At 41.2% G+C, this 21,098-nt stretch carries 23 protein-coding genes; 6 read left to right on the forward strand and 17 right to left on the reverse strand.

Features of this window, described 5'->3' with window-relative positions; translation table 11 throughout:
- Positions 1-155: 155 nt before the first annotated feature.
- Together ACOJQI_RS16505 and ispG are read left to right on the forward strand one after the other, a co-directional pair.
- Positions 156-500, forward strand: a complete 345-nt coding sequence (locus ACOJQI_RS16505; RefSeq protein ID WP_421379874.1) for a hypothetical protein — start codon at positions 156-158, stop codon at positions 498-500.
- A gap of 165 nt (positions 501-665) precedes the next feature.
- A complete protein-coding gene (gene ispG / locus ACOJQI_RS16510) occupies positions 666-1,778 on the forward strand; it encodes a flavodoxin-dependent (E)-4-hydroxy-3-methylbut-2-enyl-diphosphate synthase (RefSeq protein ID WP_119548256.1) in 1,113 nt (370 codons plus the stop codon).
- A gap of 71 nt (positions 1,779-1,849) precedes the next feature.
- On the opposite strand, the gene ACOJQI_RS16515 is transcribed toward ispG, so the two are convergent.
- The gene (locus tag ACOJQI_RS16515) at positions 1,850-2,251 is read right to left on the reverse strand and encodes a DUF4190 domain-containing protein (RefSeq protein WP_421379876.1); all 402 of its coding nucleotides are present in this window, start codon (positions 2,249-2,251) and stop codon (positions 1,850-1,852) included.
- A 172-nt stretch (positions 2,252-2,423) separates the two neighbouring features.
- Here ACOJQI_RS16515 and ACOJQI_RS16520 point away from each other — a divergent pair, with 172 nt between their 5' ends.
- Positions 2,424-2,993, forward strand: a complete 570-nt coding sequence (locus ACOJQI_RS16520; RefSeq protein ID WP_421379878.1) for a hypothetical protein — start codon at positions 2,424-2,426, stop codon at positions 2,991-2,993.
- A gap of 47 nt (positions 2,994-3,040) precedes the next feature.
- On the opposite strand, the gene ACOJQI_RS16525 is transcribed toward ACOJQI_RS16520, so the two are convergent.
- The 4 genes from ACOJQI_RS16525 to ACOJQI_RS16540 all read right to left on the reverse strand — a co-directional run bounded on the left by ACOJQI_RS16525 (position 3,041) and on the right by ACOJQI_RS16540 (position 6,119).
- On the reverse strand, positions 3,041-3,451 hold the full coding sequence (locus ACOJQI_RS16525; RefSeq protein WP_421379880.1) for a Fur family transcriptional regulator: 411 nt from the start codon (positions 3,449-3,451) through the stop codon (positions 3,041-3,043).
- Positions 3,448-4,311: a metal ABC transporter permease gene (locus tag ACOJQI_RS16530; protein ID WP_421379882.1), complete on the reverse strand. Its 864-nt coding sequence runs from the start codon at positions 4,309-4,311 to the stop codon at positions 3,448-3,450. Before ACOJQI_RS16530 ends, ACOJQI_RS16525 begins: the two co-directional genes overlap by 4 nt.
- Positions 4,308-5,090: a metal ABC transporter ATP-binding protein gene (locus tag ACOJQI_RS16535; protein ID WP_421379884.1), complete on the reverse strand. Its 783-nt coding sequence runs from the start codon at positions 5,088-5,090 to the stop codon at positions 4,308-4,310. Before ACOJQI_RS16535 ends, ACOJQI_RS16530 begins: the two co-directional genes overlap by 4 nt.
- Positions 5,091-5,240: 150 nt before the next feature.
- On the reverse strand, positions 5,241-6,119 hold the full coding sequence (locus tag ACOJQI_RS16540; RefSeq protein ID WP_421379886.1) for a YitT family protein: 879 nt from the start codon (positions 6,117-6,119) through the stop codon (positions 5,241-5,243).
- Positions 6,120-6,228: 109 nt separating this feature from the next.
- Between ACOJQI_RS16540 and ACOJQI_RS16545 the strand changes: the two genes are divergently transcribed.
- Entirely contained in the window at positions 6,229-6,483 is a 255-nt protein-coding gene (locus ACOJQI_RS16545; protein ID WP_421379888.1) for a DUF2624 domain-containing protein, read from the forward strand.
- A 44-nt stretch (positions 6,484-6,527) separates the two neighbouring features.
- Here ACOJQI_RS16545 and ACOJQI_RS16550 read toward each other — a convergent pair whose 3' ends face one another.
- On the reverse strand, positions 6,528-7,424 hold the full coding sequence (locus ACOJQI_RS16550) for a deoxyribonuclease IV (RefSeq protein ID WP_421379890.1): 897 nt from the start codon (positions 7,422-7,424) through the stop codon (positions 6,528-6,530).
- A gap of 29 nt (positions 7,425-7,453) precedes the next feature.
- Positions 7,454-8,758: a DEAD/DEAH box helicase gene (locus tag ACOJQI_RS16555; RefSeq protein WP_421379892.1), complete on the reverse strand. Its 1,305-nt coding sequence runs from the start codon at positions 8,756-8,758 to the stop codon at positions 7,454-7,456.
- 338 nt (positions 8,759-9,096) lie between these two features.
- Here ACOJQI_RS16555 and vrrA point away from each other — a divergent pair, with 338 nt between their 5' ends.
- Both vrrA and ACOJQI_RS16565 read left to right on the forward strand, forming a co-directional pair.
- Positions 9,097-9,729, forward strand: a complete 633-nt coding sequence (gene vrrA / locus ACOJQI_RS16560; RefSeq protein ID WP_421379895.1) for a VrrA/YqfQ family protein — start codon at positions 9,097-9,099, stop codon at positions 9,727-9,729.
- A gap of 190 nt (positions 9,730-9,919) precedes the next feature.
- Positions 9,920-10,876, forward strand: a complete 957-nt coding sequence (locus ACOJQI_RS16565) for a 4-hydroxy-3-methylbut-2-enyl diphosphate reductase (RefSeq protein WP_421379897.1) — start codon at positions 9,920-9,922, stop codon at positions 10,874-10,876.
- A gap of 41 nt (positions 10,877-10,917) precedes the next feature.
- Here the strand turns inward: ACOJQI_RS16565 and ACOJQI_RS16570 are convergent, their stop codons facing one another.
- The 10 genes from ACOJQI_RS16570 to ACOJQI_RS16615 form a co-directional block, all read right to left on the reverse strand.
- The gene (locus ACOJQI_RS16570) at positions 10,918-12,036 is read right to left on the reverse strand and encodes a Nif3-like dinuclear metal center hexameric protein (RefSeq protein ID WP_421379899.1); all 1,119 of its coding nucleotides are present in this window, start codon (positions 12,034-12,036) and stop codon (positions 10,918-10,920) included.
- The gene (locus ACOJQI_RS16575) at positions 12,023-12,736 is read right to left on the reverse strand and encodes a tRNA (adenine(22)-N(1))-methyltransferase (RefSeq protein ID WP_421379901.1); all 714 of its coding nucleotides are present in this window, start codon (positions 12,734-12,736) and stop codon (positions 12,023-12,025) included. Before ACOJQI_RS16575 ends, ACOJQI_RS16570 begins: the two co-directional genes overlap by 14 nt.
- A gap of 134 nt (positions 12,737-12,870) precedes the next feature.
- On the reverse strand, positions 12,871-13,257 hold the full coding sequence (gene cccA / locus ACOJQI_RS16580; RefSeq protein WP_421379903.1) for a cytochrome c550: 387 nt from the start codon (positions 13,255-13,257) through the stop codon (positions 12,871-12,873).
- Between the two features lie 233 nt (positions 13,258-13,490).
- The gene (locus ACOJQI_RS16585) at positions 13,491-14,633 is read right to left on the reverse strand and encodes an acyl-CoA dehydrogenase family protein (protein WP_421379905.1); all 1,143 of its coding nucleotides are present in this window, start codon (positions 14,631-14,633) and stop codon (positions 13,491-13,493) included.
- Between the two features lie 179 nt (positions 14,634-14,812).
- Positions 14,813-15,349 (reverse strand): hypothetical protein, encoded by a 537-nt coding sequence (locus tag ACOJQI_RS16590; RefSeq protein WP_421379907.1) that lies wholly within the window; start codon positions 15,347-15,349, stop codon positions 14,813-14,815.
- Between the two features lie 114 nt (positions 15,350-15,463).
- The gene (gene rpoD / locus ACOJQI_RS16595; RefSeq protein ID WP_409251395.1) at positions 15,464-16,594 is read right to left on the reverse strand and encodes an RNA polymerase sigma factor RpoD; all 1,131 of its coding nucleotides are present in this window, start codon (positions 16,592-16,594) and stop codon (positions 15,464-15,466) included.
- Positions 16,595-16,634: 40 nt separating this feature from the next.
- Entirely contained in the window at positions 16,635-18,440 is a 1,806-nt protein-coding gene (dnaG, locus tag ACOJQI_RS16600) for a DNA primase (RefSeq protein WP_421379910.1), read from the reverse strand.
- A 52-nt stretch (positions 18,441-18,492) separates the two neighbouring features.
- On the reverse strand, positions 18,493-18,930 hold the full coding sequence (locus tag ACOJQI_RS16605; protein ID WP_421379912.1) for a YaiI/YqxD family protein: 438 nt from the start codon (positions 18,928-18,930) through the stop codon (positions 18,493-18,495).
- A gap of 397 nt (positions 18,931-19,327) precedes the next feature.
- Positions 19,328-20,140, reverse strand: coding sequence for a pyruvate, water dikinase regulatory protein (locus ACOJQI_RS16610; protein ID WP_421379914.1), 813 nt, complete (start codon positions 20,138-20,140; stop codon positions 19,328-19,330).
- Between the two features lie 23 nt (positions 20,141-20,163).
- Entirely contained in the window at positions 20,164-20,790 is a 627-nt protein-coding gene (locus tag ACOJQI_RS16615) for a helix-turn-helix transcriptional regulator (RefSeq protein WP_421379916.1), read from the reverse strand.
- Between the last annotated feature and the right edge of the window lie 308 nt (positions 20,791-21,098).

Genomic DNA, 21,098 nt, shown 5'->3' on the forward strand with positions numbered 1-21,098 from the left:
AATTTGAAACCTTATCCTATACTCCGCTTTAGTCCCTTTCCCGCTTCGACAAATATAGAACCTTCATATAGTAGGAAACAGGCCCATGAATACCGAATGTATTATATAGAAACACTTTCCTGAATTAAACCCTTAATAAAGTGGAGGCGGGCTGCTTGAAGAGGCTGTGTATTTTTCTATTGATTATGATTGTTTCTTATAGCATATATTATGATTTAAAAGCGGGTACACTTCCTAAAGCTGAAGAATCCGCAATCCAAGTCACTGCAAATGAATCCAAGGAGTCTCCTCCTGAAGAAACAGAAGAAGAAATTAAAATCGAGTATATTTCAGTAACAATTAAATCAGGGGATACCGTTCTGTCCCTAATGGAGGAAAAACTCGATGGACCGCTCCCTGTATCAATCGATCAATTAATTGAGGATTTCGAATTTCTGAATGAAGGCCAGTCTCCACAAGATATCCAGGTAGGGAAATCCTATAAACTCCCAGTTTATTAGCAGTTTAAACCTGGGGATTAAAAAACCCCTGGGAACCAACAATGAGTTTTCTTCTCTGACGGCATCTATTTCTTGTCAACTCCAAGCAAACATTGTTACAATACTTTCGTACGCTTATTATTTTGTTTCACTAAAAATGAATTTTCCAAAAGGAGCGAATAACCCTTGAGTGAAATAATCCATCGTTCTAAAACTCGTCCCGTCAAAGTCGGAAACCTGACAATCGGCGGCAATGACGAGCTTATAATACAAAGTATGACAACGACAAAGACTCATGATGTCGAAGCAACAGTCAAAGAAATCCACCGCCTGGAAGAAGCGGGATGCCAGGTAGTCCGTGTCGCTTGTCCCGATGAAAGGGCAGCTAATGCGATCGCCGATATAAAGAAACAAATCAATATTCCGCTTGTGGTAGATATTCATTTTGATTACAAGCTGGCATTAAAAGCAATAGAAGGCGGAGCAGATAAAATCAGAATCAACCCTGGTAATATCGGACGCAGGGAAAAGGTTGAAGCAGTAGTCAAAGCGGCCAAAGAAAAAGGCATTCCAATCCGTATCGGAGTAAACGCAGGAAGCCTTGAAAGAAAGATCATTCAAAAATATGGATACCCGACAGCAGACGGCATGGTAGAGAGTGCGCTTCATCATATCAAGATTCTTGAGGACCTTGATTTCCATGACATCATTGTCTCAATGAAAGCATCAGATGTTAATCTTGCCATCGAAGCGTATACCAAGGCAGCACAGACATTTGATTATCCATTGCACCTGGGAATCACTGAGTCAGGTACACTTTTTGCCGGTACAGTCAAAAGTGCCGCGGGTCTTGGAGCTTTGTTAAGCAAAGGTATCGGTAACACTCTTCGCATCTCGTTGAGTGCGGATCCTGTTGAAGAGGTAAAAGTAGCAAGAGAGCTTTTGAAGTCATTCGGCTTAGCCTCAAATGCCGCTACATTGATTTCCTGCCCTACTTGCGGAAGGATTGAAATCGATCTAATCAGCATTGCCAATGAAGTAGAAGAATACATCTCCAAAATTAAAGCGCCAATCAAGGTTGCTGTTCTCGGCTGTGCGGTAAACGGACCGGGTGAAGCAAGAGAGGCTGATATCGGCATTGCCGGTGCACGCGGAGAAGGATTGCTCTTCCGCCATGGTAAAACGGTCAGAAAAGTTCCTGAAGAAACAATGGTGGAAGAACTTAAGAAGGAAATCGATATTCTAGCTGAAGAACACTACAGAAAACAAAGAGAAGAAGAAGAAAAGCAGGAAGTATAATAAAAAGCATGGCTGAATATCAGCCATGCTTTTTTTGTTTCCGGATGCTCCCAATTCCGGATAACATTTGTCTAGAAGAACGGCAGGACAAAGATTCCAACAATGATGGAGACGGCACCGATTCCGATAGCCCATGCCCCAAGAGCATCTGAACCTCTTCGTCTGGCCACAAATCCAAGAACGATCCCTGCTGCCCCAAAAAGGACAGGGACTATGAATAGCGACAAAATGGAAAGAGCCAATGCTGAATATCCCAGAATCCTGCCTGAGGCAGTGGTTTCTTCAGCTGAATCCTTTTCAAAGTCGCTTCCAAGCGCCATCGGAGTTGTAAGTTCTGCTGCAGTTTCTTCATTATACTTGTTTTGAACCACTTCAACTTCCGGATTGTCATTCACATTGATATAGTCATTATAGATGTCTATATTCTGAAGATCTTGATTAACGCTGTCATTTTTGCGTCTCTCATTATCCATTACACAATCCCTCGCTTTCCGTGTTCAGGAGCACTATTAGTGTTTGTCAAAGTCCGTATTTTTACCTATGCTAATGATTGTCAATCATGAAGCACAAAAAAGACGTATACCCTATTACCAGCAGGAATATGGTACACTTTGTTTTGTAGTAGAAACTTAAGGAGATGTACAAATGAAGAAAAGATTTGGTATAGATATTGATGGTACTGTGACATGTCCAACCTCTCTCCTTCCCTTCATCAATAAGGAGTTCAACTTAAATTTGACTTTAAATGACATCACACAGTATGAATTAACAGAAGTTTTAAATATAACACCGGAAGTATTTGGGAAATGGTTCAAGAAAACGGAAGGTACCATATACAAGGAATCTCCTTTAGCACAAGGTGCAAAAACCGTACTGGACAATTGGAAAGATATCCATGAACTTTATTTTATCAGCGCACGTCCATCACATTTATTGGAGCTTACAAAGGAATGGTTCAATTACCAGGACCTTCTTTATCATCACATTGAATTGATCGGCTCCCATGATAAAGTGTCAACAGCTGAGAAATATGATGTAGATATATTCTTCGAAGATAAACATGATAATGCAGTATCAATTCATGAAGAATTGAACATCCCTGTCATTCTCTTCAACACTCCCTACAATCAGGACAACATCCCTGAAGGAGTCATCCGGGTCAATGACTGGCAGGAAGCCCGCAAATGGGTCGATAACTGGTTAAAGCTTTCTTAATAATACAGAAAAAAGCCGGCAGACTTAAGTCACCGGCTTTTCGTTATTTAATTGCATTCAGGACATTTCCCATAAATCTCAAATTTATGTCCGGAGATATCGTAACCATTTAAACTTTCCTGAAGGACTTCCATGGGACAAGTGTGGATGGCTTTTGTCTTTCCGCAATCCATACAAATAAAATGATGATGATGGTGGTCATTTGAACATGTGAACCTGAAGTGTTTTTCCCCGGATAGTTCCGTTTCTTCCAGGATTTCAAGATCCACAAACATGGAAAGATTCCGGTAAATTGTATCAAAACTCAAACCTGGATAATCGTCCTTCATGTTTTCCAGAACATCTTTTGCTGTTAAATACCTGTCGGAATGTGAAAACAACTCCAGCATCTGCTCGCGCTTCCCTGTATGCTTGTAACCCTTTTCCTTCATCAACGTCAAGGCTTCATTCAATTTCATAAATTCACCCCGTCCTTTTTCACTGCTTTATAGGAAGTGATTTTTTTATATAAAATCGTCAATAACAGAATCAAAATGGCTGAAAGCACGATTGTACCCCCCGGTGCCAAATCAAGATAATATGCGGATATCAATCCGGTAATAACTGCCAATTCACCGAATAATAGAGAAAATCCAATCGTCTGCTTGAATCCCCTGGCTACCCTGATACTGGCTGCTACAGGCAGTGTCATTAAGGAAGATACCAAAAGAATGCCGACAATCCGCATGGATGCTGCTATGACTAAAGCGACCATGACCATGAATAGAAAATGGATTGTCTTTGCAGAAATCCCCGATGCCTTGGCAAACTCTTCATCAAATGATAATAAAAATAATTCTTTATAAAGAAAGATAATGATGGCAATCACAACCACTGCCACAGCCAGTATCAAATACAAATCCGTTCGGCTGACAGCACTGACGCTCCCGAAAAGATAACTGAAAAGATCTGTATTGAAACCATCAGCCAAAGAGATGAATATCACACCGATTCCAATCCCGCCTGATAGAATGATGGGAATGGCAAGCTCTTGATAATGCTTATAAAGGCTTCTCAGCCGTTCAATAAATAAAGAACCCGTCACGGAAAAGGCCATTCCCAAATATAAAGGATTCAATCCTGCCAATGCACTGATGTTTTTACTTAAGAACAAACTCGCTGCAATGCCTGAGAGCGTTACATGGCTCAGGGCATCAGCAATAAGAGATAATCGTCTTACAACAATAAAAGCACCAATTAACGGAGCTATTATGCCAATCAGGAGGCCTGTCAGAAAAGCATTCTGTAAAAATTCATAATTCAACAATGCATCAATCATCTTTCCGCCTCCTCATGGCTGTGATCATGATGAAGCAAGTGGACCTCATGACCGTAAATACCCGATAGTTCACTCTCTCTCAGATTCTCAAATTCCTGGGTATTTCCATGGAAATGAAGCTGCTTATTTAAGCAGGCTACATGTGTAACCTTGTTTGAAATGGTCCCAATATCATGCGTTACAAGAAGCAGGGTAATGCCCAGATCCTTGTTCAGATGCTCAAGCATTTCATAGAAGGCCTGCACGTTTTTGCTGTCGACACCTACAGTTGGTTCATCAAGAATCAGGACTTCAGGTTTACTTACAAGCGCCCTTGCAATAAAGACCCTCTGCTGCTGTCCCCCTGAAAGTTCACCGATGTTCCGGCTGGAAAAAGCTGACATACCGACCGACTCGATGGCTTTATTGATTTGATCGGCATGTTTCTTCCCAATCATCTTGAACAGACCGATCTTTTTCGTCAGGCCGCTTGATACAACTTCCCTTACTGTTGCTGGAAACCCGGTATTGAATGAGTTGGCTTTTTGAGAAACGTATCCGATTCTGTCCCAATCCTTAAATTTTGGCTGAGATTGGCCAAACAGATAAATCTCACCGTCTTTTGCCTTTAATAATCCGAGGATCAATTTGAGCAATGTTGATTTACCTGAGCCGTTTGGACCGACTATCCCAAGAAAAGCGCCTTTGGGAATCGACAAGTTAATGTCCTCTAAGACTGTTTCTTTATCATAACGAAAGCTTACATGATTTATGTCAATGACTGATTTGTTATTCTCCATGAGAAAAATCCCTTCTTTAAGAATCATTCCGATTTACTATAAGAAGTATACAGGATGGATAATTTAATGTAAACCGAGAAATATTGCTTTTAGCCAGGCCAAATAAGAGGAGGATGAAATCCTGGTGATTTCATCCTCCATTTAAATATTTTAATGTATGGCAGATTTGAATCTTGCGCCTTTGGTTTCTTGTGTGCTCATGATGGTGATGAAGGCATTGGGGTCGACATCGCCGACTATTCCCTTCAGCTTCATTACTTCCAGCCTTGTGACGACGACATAGATTACTTCTTTATCGTTATCTGTATATCCGCCGCGGCCTTTCAGCATCGTGGTGCCTCTTCCAAGCCGGTCAAGGATGGCTTCAGAGACTTCGCTGTAGTAATCGGAGACTATAATGACTGCTTTCGTTTCATCCATCCCCTGAATGACCGTATCAATCGTTTTAAATGCAATATAATAGGTCATGACTGAATACATTGCTTCTTCGATCCCGAATACAAATGCCGCCCAGCCAAATATGAAGATATTGATGAACATGACAAATTCTCCAACGGAAAATGGAAGTTTCTTTGTAAGCAGGATACCAAGGATTTCTGTTCCATCTAAAGAACCTCCGTGTCTAATGACCAGTCCTACCCCCACGCCAAGGGTCAAACCGCCAAAGACAGTCGCGAGGATCTCCTCTGTCACAAAAGGCTGGACATGATGCAGGAAGCTCTCTATTACTGCAAGAGCGACAACACCAAATAACGAGGATATCACGAACGTTTTACCGATCTGTTTATAGCCGGAGTACATGAACGGAAGATTCAGAACCACCAGCAGGGTGGCAAAATTCACAAATGGGATGCCTGACAGCAAATAATCCAGTATCAAGGAGACACCGATGATTCCCCCATCTATGATATTATTGGGGATCAAAAAGAGCTCAATGGATATTGCCGCCAGCCCTGCCCCTACAATGATAAAGAAGAACCGGTAGATCAAATGGAAGACACTCTCTTTTTTATGTATACGTTGTGCCATTTTTCTCTCCTCCCTATGCTAGAGCATTAAAAAGACCAAGCTCCAAAAGTATTTTATTGTCACACTCATCCCGTCCTGCTCATATGTATCCTATGAGGAGTGATGATCGATGAAGCTATTGCAAAATGTAGTAAACCATAAAATCAATAACATAACCGGTGACGATCTATTGAGTTACGGAAAGCAGTTTGGTGTTAAAATCAGTCCAGAGCAAGCCAAAAAAATTGCCGCCTACTTACGAGGAAAAAACATTAACATCTTTAATGATGCAGAACGAAGCAAAGTGGTCAAGGAAATAGCCAAAATTGCAGGCCCGGCCACAGCCAAAGAGGTTAATAAAATATTCACAAAGTTTGTAAGTTAAAATCAGCGGGGCTTCTCTTTTAAAGAGAAGCCCTCATTGTTTTGTTATTCTGCTTCCTGGATTTTTGGCAATAGGTCTTCGTCCCAGGATTTGTTCCTTAACATAGCGATTTCAAATTTATATGGTGCTTTCTTATTCTTTTTATCTTCACCTACAAATGGTGTTTCAAGTATCTTTGGAACATCTTCCAGTTGAGGGTGATGAACAATCTTGGATAATGCATCAAAGCCGATATGGCCAAACCCAATGTTTGCATGCCTGTCTTTCGCAGCCCCGCGTTCATTTTTACTGTCATTGATATGAAGGACCTTCAGACGGTCAATACCGACTATGCGGTCAAATTCATCAAGAACTCCATCAAAATCATTGACAATATCGTAGCCTGCATCATGAGTATGGCAAGTGTCAAAACATACGGACAGCCTGTCATTGTGCTCCACGCCTTCAATGATCATGGCAAGTTCTTCGAAGGACCTTCCGCATTCAGAACCTTTCCCAGCCATTGTTTCAAGAGCTATCTGAACCTCCTGGTCTTTAACCAATACTTCATTTAACCCTTCAATGATTTTTTTGATACCTGCTTCTGCCCCGGCTCCCACATGAGCACCGGGATGGAGCACGATCTGTTTGGCTCCCAGCGCAGCCGTTCTCTCGATTTCAGACTGCAGGAAGTTTACCCCCAGCTCAAAAGTCGAAGGGTTCGTTGTGTTACCGATATTGATGATGTACGGTGCATGGACCACAATCTCATCAATACCGTTTTCTTTCATATGAAGGAGACCATTTTCAATGTTCAGGTCTTCAATTTTCTTTCTTCTTGTATTCTGAGGAGCACCAGTATAAATCATAAAGGTGTTTGCTCCGTATGCAGCTGCCTCTTCACTTGAACCAAGCAGCATTTTCTTTCCGCTCATTGAAACATGTGAACCTAACTTTACCATGTGCATCCAACTCCCTTGCATTCGTTCAATCAAGAATTATTACGTCTTTTTACTCTTCTTTCACGTTTCTTGATCTGATCCATTTTGTATTTCATTTTCTTTTTATATCCAGGCTTGACCTTTTTTGGCTTACGGACAAGTGATTTAGCCTTTTGGTCGATGTCATCTTCCGTCTTCTGGCGTTTTTTTCGTTTGTTACGGTCAGCCAGTTCTTTCCATTCTCCATGGATAAGATCCTGGTTCTCAAATGTAATGCCCATCTTTTCCAAGTGATTCAGTGCATCTTCATCGGAAGGCTCATAAATCGTGACAGCTATGCCTGAATGGCCTGCTCTGGCCGTTCTTCCTGTTCTGTGAATATAGAAATCGAGTTCACCAGGAATCTCATAATTGATAACGTGGCTGACTCCCTCAATATCAATTCCCCGCGCCGCCAAATCGGTAGCAACAATATACTGATACTCCAACGCGCGGATTTGCTTCATCATTTTCTTTCTTTCCCGGGGAGACAGGTCCCCGTGGATTCTTCCGACTTTCATCCCCTTGCTGAGCAAGTAATCTGCCACTTCATCAGCCTTAACTTTAGTATTTGTGAAGACTATGGCCAGATATGGATTAAGAGAGGATAAAACATCATGAAGCAGATCCTCCTTATTCCTGCTTTTCCTTGGCAGCAAGATATGTTTTATATTCTTTGCCGAAATATGTTCAGGTTCTACATGGGCATATTGAGGATTCTCCATGTATTTTTTCAAGAAAGGTTTCAGCTTTTCAGGAATGGTTGCTGAGAAAACCAGAATCTGAAGTTTCTCAGGCATTCTTCCTGCAATTTGATCCACATCATAAATGAAGCCCATATCCAGCATCAGGTCAGCTTCATCCACTACAAGTATATCTGCTTTATGGACAAGCAGCGCCCCTTCTTTTACAAGATCATTAATTCTGCCAGGTGTCCCTACGACAATTTGAGGTTGTGTCTTCAGCTTATCAATCATACGCTGCTTGTCTGTTCCGCCAATATAACAGCGGGAGGTGATTTCCTCGTCGTCAGTAATTTTCAATATCTCCTGATAAATCTGTTGAGCAAGTTCCCTTGTCGGCGCAGTGATGACCGCTTGCACCTCTTGAGAATTCCTGTCTATCTTGTTCAGGATAGGCAGCAGATAGGAATGTGTCTTTCCTGTTCCTGTTTGTGATTGCCCGATTGCACTTTCCCCTCTGTTGATCAAAGGGATCATTTTCTTTTGTATCTCGGTAGGCTCATAAAAGCCCAGCCTTTCAATCGCATCATTGATAAATGGTTGAAATTCATATTGTCCAAATTGATTTCCCATTTTATCACTCCTTACTATTGCATAATTTATTTGAAGAGATTATCTTTGACTTCACGCTTTGTTATTCATACAGTTTTTCGTAATCTTTCCGCTTTGGAGAATAAGACTTTCATATATAACAATACCGTTTTTCCCCGCAAATTCAAAATATAGCTGCATAATTTTACAAATCAATCTATTCCAAGACAAAATTCCATCTCTTCATTATAATAAACAATTTTTAAAAGTTCTAGCAGATATACATATTTATTAATTTAGGCACTTTTCTTAGACGTTTTTACCCAATTTGCATATTGTATTAAGAGACCTTATGAGCGTAACCAGAAAGGAGGCCTATTATGCCGCCAAGACAGCAAATGCCTTTTAATCCAAATTCTTTCGGGCAGCAGCCTTTTCAACCTATGAGAGGCATGAGAGGGCCCGGTCCTTCAGGATTCGGGATGATGAGGCCAAGAGGAATGCAAGGAAACTTTCCAGGGGGAGCCGGCCAACAAAGGTCCGGAGGGATTTTATCAAAACTCCTGAACAGAGGAAACGCTGCCCAAACTGCCGCCAGTCAATTCAACCCGCTTCAGGGTGCTGCAGGTTTCCAACGGACCGCACAAGCCGGCGGAGGCTCTTTTTTAAAGAATATAATGAACCCTGGATCACTTAACGGCTTTCTCAACAATACCCAGCAAATGTTAAAGACCGCCCAGCAGGTTGGACCCATGATTCAACAAGTTCAACAGTATGGTCCGCTTGTGAAGAATCTTCCTGCCATGTGGAAGCTGTATAGAGGCTTAAGTGCTGCTGAATCTCAAGACGAAGAATCTAAAGATGAGATTGACGAAGAAGTGAATGATGAGGTTAAATCTGAAGCCAAGTCTGCTAAGAAAAATCCGAAGAAAAAACAAAGTAAATCTTCTGCTGCTGTAAAGCCAAAGAAAACAGAGACTAAACGGAGTTCACAGCCGAAATTATATATTTAATCAACGCTCTCAATCGAGGGCATTTTTTATTTTGCGCATCACAAACATTTTACTGCAAAATCACAAGGAACTTTGGTATCATTTTATTCGTCTGCAGAAAAGATTCTTTGTCATCAGTAAGAATCTACTTTATAATGAACCTGTAGGTACAAGTAAACATCCGACTATATATACAGGAGGATTTCCAAATATGAAGGTTAAAAAAATTACGCCGAGAGGCTACTGTTACGGTGTCGTTGATGCAATGGTGATTGCCCGCAACGCCGCCTTAGATAAATCCCTGCCAAGGCCGATTTATATCCTTGGAATGATCGTCCATAACAAACATGTTACGGATGCATTTGAAGAAGAGGGAATCATCACCTTGGATGGCAAGAACCGTAAAGATATCTTAGACCAGGTAAAAGAAGGAACGGTTATTTTCACTGCACACGGTGTTTCTCCTGAAGTGAAAAAACTGGCAAAAGAAAAAGGGCTTGTCACTCTTGATGCTACTTGCCCCGATGTTACAAGAACCCATGACCTGATCAGGGAAAAAGAAGCAGAAGGATTTGACGTCATCTACATCGGTAAAAAAGGCCACCCTGAACCTGAAGGGGCTGTCGGGGTAGCGCCAGGAATCGTCCACTTGGTTGAAACAATGGATGATGTTGATAAGCTCGATATCAAAAATGAGAAAATCATTGTGACGAACCAGACGACGATGAGCCAATGGGACGTTGCAGACGTCATGGAAAAAGTGAAAGAAAAATATCCTCATTCAGAAGCGCATAAAGAGATCTGCCTGGCGACTCAAGTCAGACAGGAAGCAGTCGCTGAGCAAGCTGGTGAAGCGGATGTTCTGATAGTAGTCGGAGACCCAAAAAGTAATAACTCCAACCGTCTTGCTCAGGTTTCAGAAGAAGTTGCCGGAACAAAGGCATACCGCATCGGGGATATTTCCGAGCTGGAAATCGACTGGATCAAGGATGCTGAATTGGTTGCCGTCACGGCGGGCGCTTCAACACCAACACCAATTGTGAAGGAAGTAATGAACTTTATCAGCCAGTTCGATCCAGAAAACGAAGAGACATGGACTCGCGAGAAAAAAGTACCGTTAAATAAAATACTGCCTAAGGTGAAAAAACCAAAGACAACTGTAGAATAAAAAGAAGGCATTCGTCATGAATGCCTTCTTTCTTTTGTTTCTTATAAGAAAGTAAAAGGATCTGTGTTCACGTTTGAAACCAGAAATTCTACTTCCATTCCCTTTTCCCGGCTCTTTTCAGTCATCCACCGGGATACCCCTTCTTTCATCACTTTCTCGATATGATGTCCGGCATCCAGTACATTCAACCCAAGCATCATTGCATCATGGGCAGTGTGATAATATAAATCTCCCGTTACAAAAACATCCGCTCCGCTGAACTTGGCACTATGGATAAATTTGTTTCCATCACCGCCAAGGACTGCCACTTTTTGTATGGAGTCTGTTAAAGTGCCTGTGACCCTGACATTCTCAACATTCAACTTCTCTTTTGCATAGGCAGCAAATTCTTTCAGAGACATAGGGGAATCAAGCTTTCCTACCCTGCCAAGCCCGAGGGTTTCTCCTTCATTTTCCAAAGGGATGATATCATAAGCCACTTCTTCATAAGGATGGCTCTTAAAGAGAGCTCTAAGTACTTTCCTTTCCAGCTTATCCGGATAAATGGTTTCAACCTTTACTTCTCCTACTGATTCCATTTTTCCTTTTTCCCCAATATGGGGATCCGTCCCTTCTCCAGGCAAAAATCTTCCCGTCCCCTCGCTTGAGAAAGAACAATGGCTGTAGTTCCCAATATGGCCGGCACCTGCTTCTCCTAATGCAGTCCTGACCTGCTCTGCATCTTCTTCAGGAACAAACACGGCAAGTTTCTTTAATTTCTCCTTATAGGTTGGCAGCAAAAGCTTAGTTTCCTTCAGTTCAAGTGCTTCAGCCAGCAAGTCATTCACTCCGCCTTCAGCAACATCCAGATTAGTGTGGGCTGCATAAACGGAAATATCGTTTTTAATGAGTTTCTCAATCATCCTGCCTTGAGCTGTATCCGTCCGGATTGCCTTTAAAGGGCGAAACAGCGGCGGATGATGGGCAATAATCAGTTTTACACCTTTTTCTACAGCTTCATCCACTACCTCTTCCAACACATCCAGAGTGATCATAACTTTATCAATCTTTTGATTCAAGCGGCCAATCTGCAGCCCAATGGGATCTCCTTCCTCAGCCAGTTCTTTAGGAGCCAGGGTTTCGAATAAAGAGATGATTTCATGTCCGTTAACGCTTTTCATCCAATACCTCCTCAACGATGCCGATTTTCTTTTGAATCTGAGCTTTCCTCTGCTTTAATTCCGGAGAGTCTTCAGCTTTTTTCATTTTTTCAATTATGTTTTTCCATTGCTTTAATTCCTGTTCCCATTTCTGTTTAAACACCGAACTGTTTTCTTTCAGAAGAAAAGGCCCGAGGAGCAATTCACTTTCCATATTGTCATACGGTGCCTCAGGCTCTCCTTTATCCGCCACCAATATTTCATAAATTTTATTGTCTTCTTCCAGGATTTTTTCAGCTTTTAACTCCCAGCCATTCTCAAGCAGCCAGCTTCTAATCGAAACAGCACTTACATTCGGCTGGAGAATCAGTCTGCTGACACCTTCCAGTTTGCCCTTTCCTTCCTCAAGGATGCTGGCAATAAGGGCGCCTCCCATGCCGGCAATTGTGATGCAATCCGTTTCGTTAGGGGAAATGACTTCAAGCCCGTCCCCTTTCCTGACAGCAATGACATCTTCAAGCTGTGAATATTTCACTTGTTTTAAAGCGGATTGATATGGTCCCTCTGCCACTTCCCCCGCTATGCCCGAGACAGCGATTCCTTTATCTACCGCATAACATGGAAGATAGGCATGATCGGAGCCGATATCGGCGATTCTGGAGCCCTCTGGTATGAACGATACAACTGTTTCTAGTCTTTTAGATAATTTTTCAGCATTCATATTTTCACCTTTTATATGTATTTGTTATGGGATGTACAATTTATTCTTTCAGCTTATGGTATACGTTTCTCATTCTAACCAAGTTTCATAACAAAAAAAAGTTCTTTGCACATGCAAAGAACTTTTTTAAGGAATTATAATGACATTAACCATTCAGCCATAGCATCTTGGTTTTCCGGTGGAACCAGGCCAGCTGGCATTGCGCCGCCTTTACCGTTTTGAAGAATATCTACGATTTCTTCTTTAGAATAGCGGTCACCAACACCAGTAAGCGCAGGACCTACACCGCCTTCATAGTTCTGGCCATGACAAGAAATACATGCTTGCTCATAGTGTGCCTCAGGATCGAATTCTCCGCCTTCAGCAGTACCGCCGCCTTCAGCTTCACCCTCGGCTCCTTGCTCACCATGTTCTTCTGCCATCTCCTCAGAGTTGTTCAATCCTTCCAAAGACATAAAGAAAACAAGGCCGATTCCAAATACCATAATTAGAATGAATGGAATGATCGGATTGCGATTCATAGATTAACCTCCCTTATGTAACGTTTGTTAGTATAGGTTGTGTTTATTATAAACAATATATATTTTACTTTAAAAAGCTGGAAAGTAAAAGTCCTAACCACCACTTTTTCGACGTTTGTCGCAAATTAGACAAAAACAAAAGCGATTATAGGTGAGTCGAAGAATTTTATCTCTCGGTAATCTCCAACATAAAAAGCCCGGACAGCTATCCGGGCTTCAATCCAAAACGATGATTAACATCCAATCAAACGAGAAATGACCATTCTTTGAACTTCAGATGTTCCTTCCCCGATTTCAAGGAGTTTCGCATCACGCATGTAGCGCTCCACTTCATACTCCTTCATATAGCCATAGCCACCATGTATCTGGATGGCTTCATCAGCGACCTCCATCGCGATTTCAGATGCGTACAGTTTACACATGGAAGCTTCTTTTGCAAACGGCCTTCCCTGATCCTTAAGCCAAGCCGCTTTATAGATCATGTTTTGTGCCAATTCAATTTTCATCGCCATATCAGCGAGTTTGAATTGGGTAACCTGGAACTGAGATAATGTTTTGCCAAATTGTTTTCTTTCCTTGGAATACTGCAGAGCCCTTTCAAACGCAGCTTCTGCAATTCCAAGTGCCATCGCTCCGATACCAATACGTCCTCCATCAAGGGTGGCGAGGAATTGCTTGAACCCTTCCCCTTTTTTCCCGAGGAGATTTTCTTCAGGTACCCTTACATTCTCAAGGACAAGTTCCGTTGTATTGGATGCATTAAGCCCCATTTTTTCATAGTTATCGACAACCGTAAATCCTTCAGCATCAGTCGGTACAATGATTGCACTGATTTCTTTACTTCCGTCTTCTCTTCTATTAGTTATGGCAGTCAGCGCGAGATGTTTGGCGTAGCTGGCGTTTGTAATAAAGCTCTTATTGCCGTTGATAACATATTCATTTCCTTCAGTGACCGCTGCTGTCTGAGTCCCCCCTGCATCAGATCCTGCATTAGGTTCGGTAAGCCCGAACGCACCAAAAGATTCACCAGTACAAATAGGTGTAAGATATTTATGCTTTTGGTCCTCGGTACCAAACATATTTATAGGAGCTCCACCCAAAGAAATGTGAGCTGAATAGGTAATCCCAGTTGAGGCACAGGCTTTGCTCAACTCCTTTGTAACAATGGCAAAACTGACGGTATCCCCGCCTGCCCCGCCATATTCTTCAGGAAAAGGCAGTCCCATCATTCCAAGGTCTGCTAATTTCTTGAAAATTTCTTTCGGGAATTCTTTCGTCCGATCTCTTTCAATTGCTCCGGGAGCCACTTCTTCCCTGGCAAAGTCCCGAATTGTTTTTTGAATCATCTTTTGTTCAGAAGTTAAATCAAAATTCATGTCCATCCCCCTTAGTATGCAAACATCTGTAACCTTTACAGATTTTAAATTGACGCACAACCAGACAGCTGTCTTTGAAATCATTTTAAGCTAAAGACCTTTTGTACGCGCTTACACTTTTATTATAAAAGGATTGGCATAATTTTCTCAACTTTTAAAAACTTTTTAAAATTAAGATATTATATTACAATAGAGACAATCAATATTAAAAATCCAGCTGCCCCTGCAATGGTGAAATATATCAACCTCAGATAGAGACCTGCCAACGTCCATAGAAAACAATTACAAAACAAGACTATATATGTAGTGAGCTTACCTCCGTGCAATACAGCATCCGAAAGATGCACCGAATAAATGAGGAGAATAAGGGCTGTTGCAATATAAACAACCGGCAAAACCATCTCTTTTTTAGAATAATAAATTCCTGCAAAAATCAATAAGACGACAAAACCCGCCAAAATCGCTGTTTGCAAAACGAATGACAATTCAGTAAAATAAATGACAAATAATGAAAACGGAATCAAAGCTATTAAAAGAGCAGATGAAAAATAGGCTCCCCAAAGACTTGACGGTTTCCCATCTGTATCTTCCAGATCCTCACCTTGGTTATAAAGGGCGAGCAGATAATCACAATACTGTTCAGGAAGCATCTTGTTTTGTTTCCAGAAATGAATTTCATTAATGATTATGTTTGTTTTTTGAGATTTAGTATCCATAGAACCACATCCTGTACTCTATTTTTCGCCGCAGATACTCCGGAACCCTTTTTTAATAAATAAAAAAAATAGTTTACTCTCCTAGTAGGAAAGTAAACTATCTGCCGGCATATTCTATTCCAAGAAATCCTTCAAGCGTTTGCTTCGGCTTGGGTGACGCAGTTTTCTCAACGCTTTCGCTTCGATCTGACGGATACGTTCTCTTGTTACACCGAAAACTTTTCCAACTTCTTCAAGCGTTCTTGTACGTCCATCATCAAGTCCGAAACGGAGTCTAAGCACATTCTCTTCTCTGTCTGTTAATGTGTCCAGAACGTCCTCCAGCTGTTCTTTAAGCAGTTCATATGCAGCATGTTCAGAAGGAGATTGAGCTTCTGCATCTTCAATGAAGTCTCCAAGATGAGAATCATCCTCTTCACCAATCGGTGTTTCCAAGGATACAGGCTCTTGAGCAATTTTAAGGATTTCCCTTACTTTTTCAGGTGTAAGATCCATTTCTTCGGCAATTTCTTCAGGTGAAGGTTCACGGCCTAAATCTTGAAGGAGCTGACGCTGAACTCTGATGAGTTTGTTAATCGTTTCCACCATATGAACAGGAATACGAATGGTTCTTGCCTGGTCAGCGATGGCACGCGTAATCGCTTGTCGGATCCACCAAGTGGCATAGGTACTGAACTTGAATCCTTTGCGGTAATCAAATTTTTCAACTGCTTTGATGAGACCCATATTACCTTCTTGTATAAGATCAAGGAACAGCATTCCACGTCCAACATATCTCTTGGCAATACTTACAACAAGTCGAAGGTTGGCTTCAGCAAGACGGCGCTTCGCCTCTTCATCCCCTTCTTCAATACGGTTAGCGAGAGAAATTTCCTCTTGGGCAGACAGAAGATCCACTCTTCCAATTTCCTTCAAGTACATACGAACCGGATCATTGATTTTAACTCCCGGAGGAACACTCAGGTCGTTCAAATCAAATTCTTCATCATCAGCTTTATTCAACTGCTGGATATTCGGATCATCGTCCTCTTCATTTTCGTTGATGATCTCCACACCTTGTTCACCAAGCTGTTCATAAAATTCATCCATCGTGTCTGATTCTAATTCGAAATTTGCTAATTTTTCCGCAATGTCTTCATATGTTAATACTCCTCGTTTTTTTCCGAGCTCCATTAACTGTTCTTTCACCTGGTCTACTGTAACTTCTGACTCTACCTCTTTGGAACGTGCTGACTTTTCAGCCATTTGTTCCCCTCCTTCCAACTTCCTTGCAATTGATTCCGCTTTATAACGATTTTCTCAGCTGCACGATTTCCATAGCAATCAAAGCAGCTTTGTTATAATCTTTTTGTCTTTCCGCTTCTTTTTGGGCTGATTGTTTTTCTTTTATTGTCAACATCTTTTGATGTTTTAACACCTGATTTACGTAATCAATTAATTCCTGTTCACTGCATTCATCTGAAACCGACATCATTCCTATTTCAGATACAACCCTCCTGAGCCTGCTGTCTGGCAGGAATTGAATAAATCCGCTGGAGTCAGCCTCATTCCCCTCTTCATAATAACCAAATAAATACGTAATGATTGCCTGGTGTTCATCAAGGTTAAACGAGTTTCCGCCCAGCAGGTCCTGCACCTTAAAACAGATATCAGGATTTTTCATCATATGGGCAATGAGTCTTCTTTCAGCCGTATGATATGCAGGAAACAGTTTATTTTCAGCTTTTGGCTGTACAGGTTGAATAAAATCGGGCTTTCTTTGTTCCCTTTTATCCGATTTCTTTTTCGAGAAATATATTTGTTTCTGCTGCTGCTGAAGGGCCTGCAGCGACAATGAGAATTCATCAGCCAGCTGGCGCAGATAGTAGTCACGTTCGATGTGGTTCTGCAGCGAACTGATTTCCCTTAATACTTCTTCTATATACTGAAGCCTATCTCCTTCATCATTCAAATTTTTTCCTTGACGAAAATAAATTAGTTTGAATGCCATAAAGGTCAAGCTTGCCCCTATTACATCATTTTGGAATTTTTCAGCGCTATACTTTTTGATGTAGTCATCAGGATCAAGTTTTTCAGGTATCATTGCAACTCTTATATTAAATTGTTCTTCATTGAGCATTTTGGCAGCCCGGAAAGCTGCTTCCAACCCTGCTTTATCACCGTCATAGCAAATGACAATGGATTCTGCCACCCGTTTCAGCATTTGCATGTGCTTCGGAGTCAGGGATGTTCCCATTGAAGCAATTCCGTTTTCAACCCCTGCCCTGTCAGCTGAGATGACATCCGCGAAGCCTTCAAACAGAACTGCCTGGCTCTTCCTTCTGATTACCGGACGGGCATTTTGAAAATTATAGAGGACGGAACTCTTGTTGAAAATAATGGTTTCAGGGCTGTTCAAATATTTAGGCTCTTCCCCGCCCATGGCCCTTCCGGAAAATGCGATGGTTTTTCCGCGATGATCATGGATCGGAAACATAACCCTTCCCCTGAACCGATCGAAATATTGTTCTTCGCTTTCTTTCTTTACAAGAAGTCCTGCTTGCTCCATCAAATTGGGTTCAAATCCCCGTTTTGTTAAGAAGTTAACGGTGAATTCCCAGCTTGGAAGGCTCCAGCCGATTCGGAATTTATCGATACTCTCACGGGTAAAGCCTCTTTGGAGAAGGTATTCCAATGCTTCCTGACCCTCTTTTGTATTTACGAGCAAATGATGATAGAATTTACTTAACAGCTCATGAGCTTCTATCATTTTTTCTTCATCTCTGCTGGCTGTTGTTTCAGCCGGGCTTACATCAACCGAAAGTTCCTGGCCGGTTTTCTCGGCAAGCTTCACAACGGCTTCCTGAAACGATATACCATCTATATCCATAAGGAAGGTATAGGCATTTCCGCCAGCACCGCAGCCAAAACAGTGAAAAATCTGTTTATCAGGTGAAACAGAAAAAGATGGGGTGCTTTCTCCATGGAATGGACAAAGACCAAAGTAGTTCCTTCCCTGTTTCTTCAGTTGTACATACTCACTAATGACGTCCACTATATCAATTGACTGACGAATTTCATTAACCTTTTCTTCAGGAATTCTCCCTGTCACAAATACATCACCTGAATCATTTATTTACTCTCAATAATGCATTCGATAAATCCTAATGATCTCCTGCAAAATTCGACAATATTTTATTAAATGTAGATATAAACCTCTCTCTATCCTCTGATGAGTATGGCTTTGGTCCCTTTCCAAATTTTCCTTTCCGTCTTTCTTTAGCGGACAGATACCGGAAATCCAAAGCCGTAGAGATGGTTTCTTCTCTAAACTCTTTTCCCCTCGGAGAAATCGCATAAACGCCTTTCGGCAATACGACGCTCGCCAGCCCAATATCCTGAGTGACGACCAAATCCCCTTTTTTTATATGGTTCATGATATAAAGGTCCGCTGCCTCTTTGGATGAATCCACATACACCCATTCACCCCCATCAGGATTGCTCTTTCTGTGGGCATTTGATGCAATGAAGATGACTTTTATTCCAAACGCACTTGAAATGTCCGTGATTTCTTCTTTTACAGGACATGCGTCCGCATCCACAAAGACTACAGCGTCTTTGTTGTTACTGTTATCTATTCTACATCACCCCAAAATATCCTTCTTCATATGACAACTTTCACATTGTCCATCTTAAAGATAACATTTTGTCGATTTTTTTCTTCGCCAGTGACTTGACATAACCCAATAATTAGTTTATTCGTTTATACATCAGTCTAAACCTATTTTTGAATATATTTTTATCACAATTTTTTATTATAGTATATCTTCTTCTGTTTGACCACTAAAAACCCCGTTTACAATATATTTTTTCTAAGCCTTGCGTATTCCTGATTGAAACACATTATTTTCGCGTTGATATTTTATTGACGTACATTTCAAATGACATCTTATATTTTTAGAAGAAGCGAAAAAAAGATGACATCCTTGAATGCCATCCTTAGTTTGATTTATGAATTTCGTGCATGATAATATTTGCTGTTTCTTCAACCGCTTTATTGGTAACATCCACTACACTGCAGCCGATTTTATCAACAATTTTTTCAAAGTATTCAATTTCCTGCTGTATACGATCCAGATTTGCATAGCTTGCCTGGTCGTTCAATCCAAGGGATTTAAGCCTTTCCCTTCTGATACTGTTCAGTTTTTCCGGTGCAGCTTTTAATCCAAAGCACTTTGAAGGAGAAACTTTGAAAAGTTCTTCGGGAGGGTCTACTTCCGGTACCAACGGCACATTGGCCACTTTCAATCTTTTCAGTGCCAAATATTGAGACAACGGTGTTTTGGATGTCCGGGAAACACCGATCAGAACAATGTCCGCTCTTAAAAGACCCCTTGGATCTCTTCCATCGTCATACTTTACAGCAAATTCAATGGCCTCAACCTTTTTGAAATAATCGGCATCCAGCTTGTGGACAACCCCAGGCTCATTTAAAGGTGTTTTATCATACTTTTCCTGATAGGTATCCATTATTGGCCCCATGATGTCAAAAGCATATAACTGATCCTTTTCAGCATGCTCCTTGAGGTATTGTCTCATCTCAGGCTTAACCAGAGTATAGACAATTAATCCATTATTCAATTTTGCCAATGAAAGAACTTCATCAAGATGAGAAAAATCTTCTACGTATGGGAACCGCTTGATTACGGTATTGGAACCGTCAAACTGGCTGATCGCTGCCTTTGTAACAAGTTCAGCTGTCTCCCCTACTGAATCGGATACAACATAAATGTATGGTTCTTTCAAAATCATCACCACCCAGTCAAAATTACAAGTTAAATGTCTTCCGCTAAAGCAACAAATGCTTTAGTTATGTTTGTCTTTGTGATCCTCCCGGTTACTTCGAGGTCTCCGTTTTCCGTAACATTCACCACCGGGACAGCGTCAATCTGTTTTTCGATCAGGCTCTTAGCTACATCAATCAACAAATCATCTTTTTCACAAGTTGTGATGTTAGGCATCCTGGTCATAATGATATTCACCGGTATGGAAGATAACTCTTGTTTGCCTATGCTTGCACGGAGCAGGTCCTTCCTTGAGAGAACACCCACCAGATGGGTGTTTTCATCTATTACGAATAAGGTGCCTACATCTTCAAGAAACATTGTCACTATTGCATCATATACTGAAACATTCTCATTCACAACTACAGGAATGGATTGATAATTTCTTACAAGTATTTTTTTAAGGTTTTCTGTTAAAAGTTGTGTACCGGTCTTCCCTGAATAAAAATATCCTACACGCGGCCTTGCATCCAAATAGCCCGCCATCGTCAATATGGCCAAATCGGGCCGCAATGTGGCTCGGGTCAGGTTCAGCCTCTCAGCAATCTGCTCTCCTGTTATCGGTCCATTATCTTTTACAATTTGCAGAATATGCTCCTGCCGGTTATTTAGTTCCATCTCGCTCACCACCTAACGGACAATGTATAAAATAAGTGTTATACTTTATACTAAATATTATATACTATTAAAGAAAAAAGAAAAGAAAGACTTTTTGAAAAAGCCTATTTTATCATCACTAAGGAGGATACAGCCCTCTTTCATTAGGTTAGCTTTTTAACTGGAAGACTGCAATTATTTTGTATTGTGGATCATATGTTGTATATTCTTATAGAAAGTGATAAAATTATTCCATCTTTCAAAGAGCTCTTCTTTGAAAATCAAAAATCAATAATGTTATATGCGTTGATGGAAAGATAAGTACTTGT

Origin of the sequence: Bacillus salacetis (genome assembly GCF_049177075.1) — a bacterium.
Lineage (GTDB): Bacteria > Bacillota > Bacilli > Bacillales > Bacillaceae_B > Rossellomorea > Rossellomorea salacetis_A.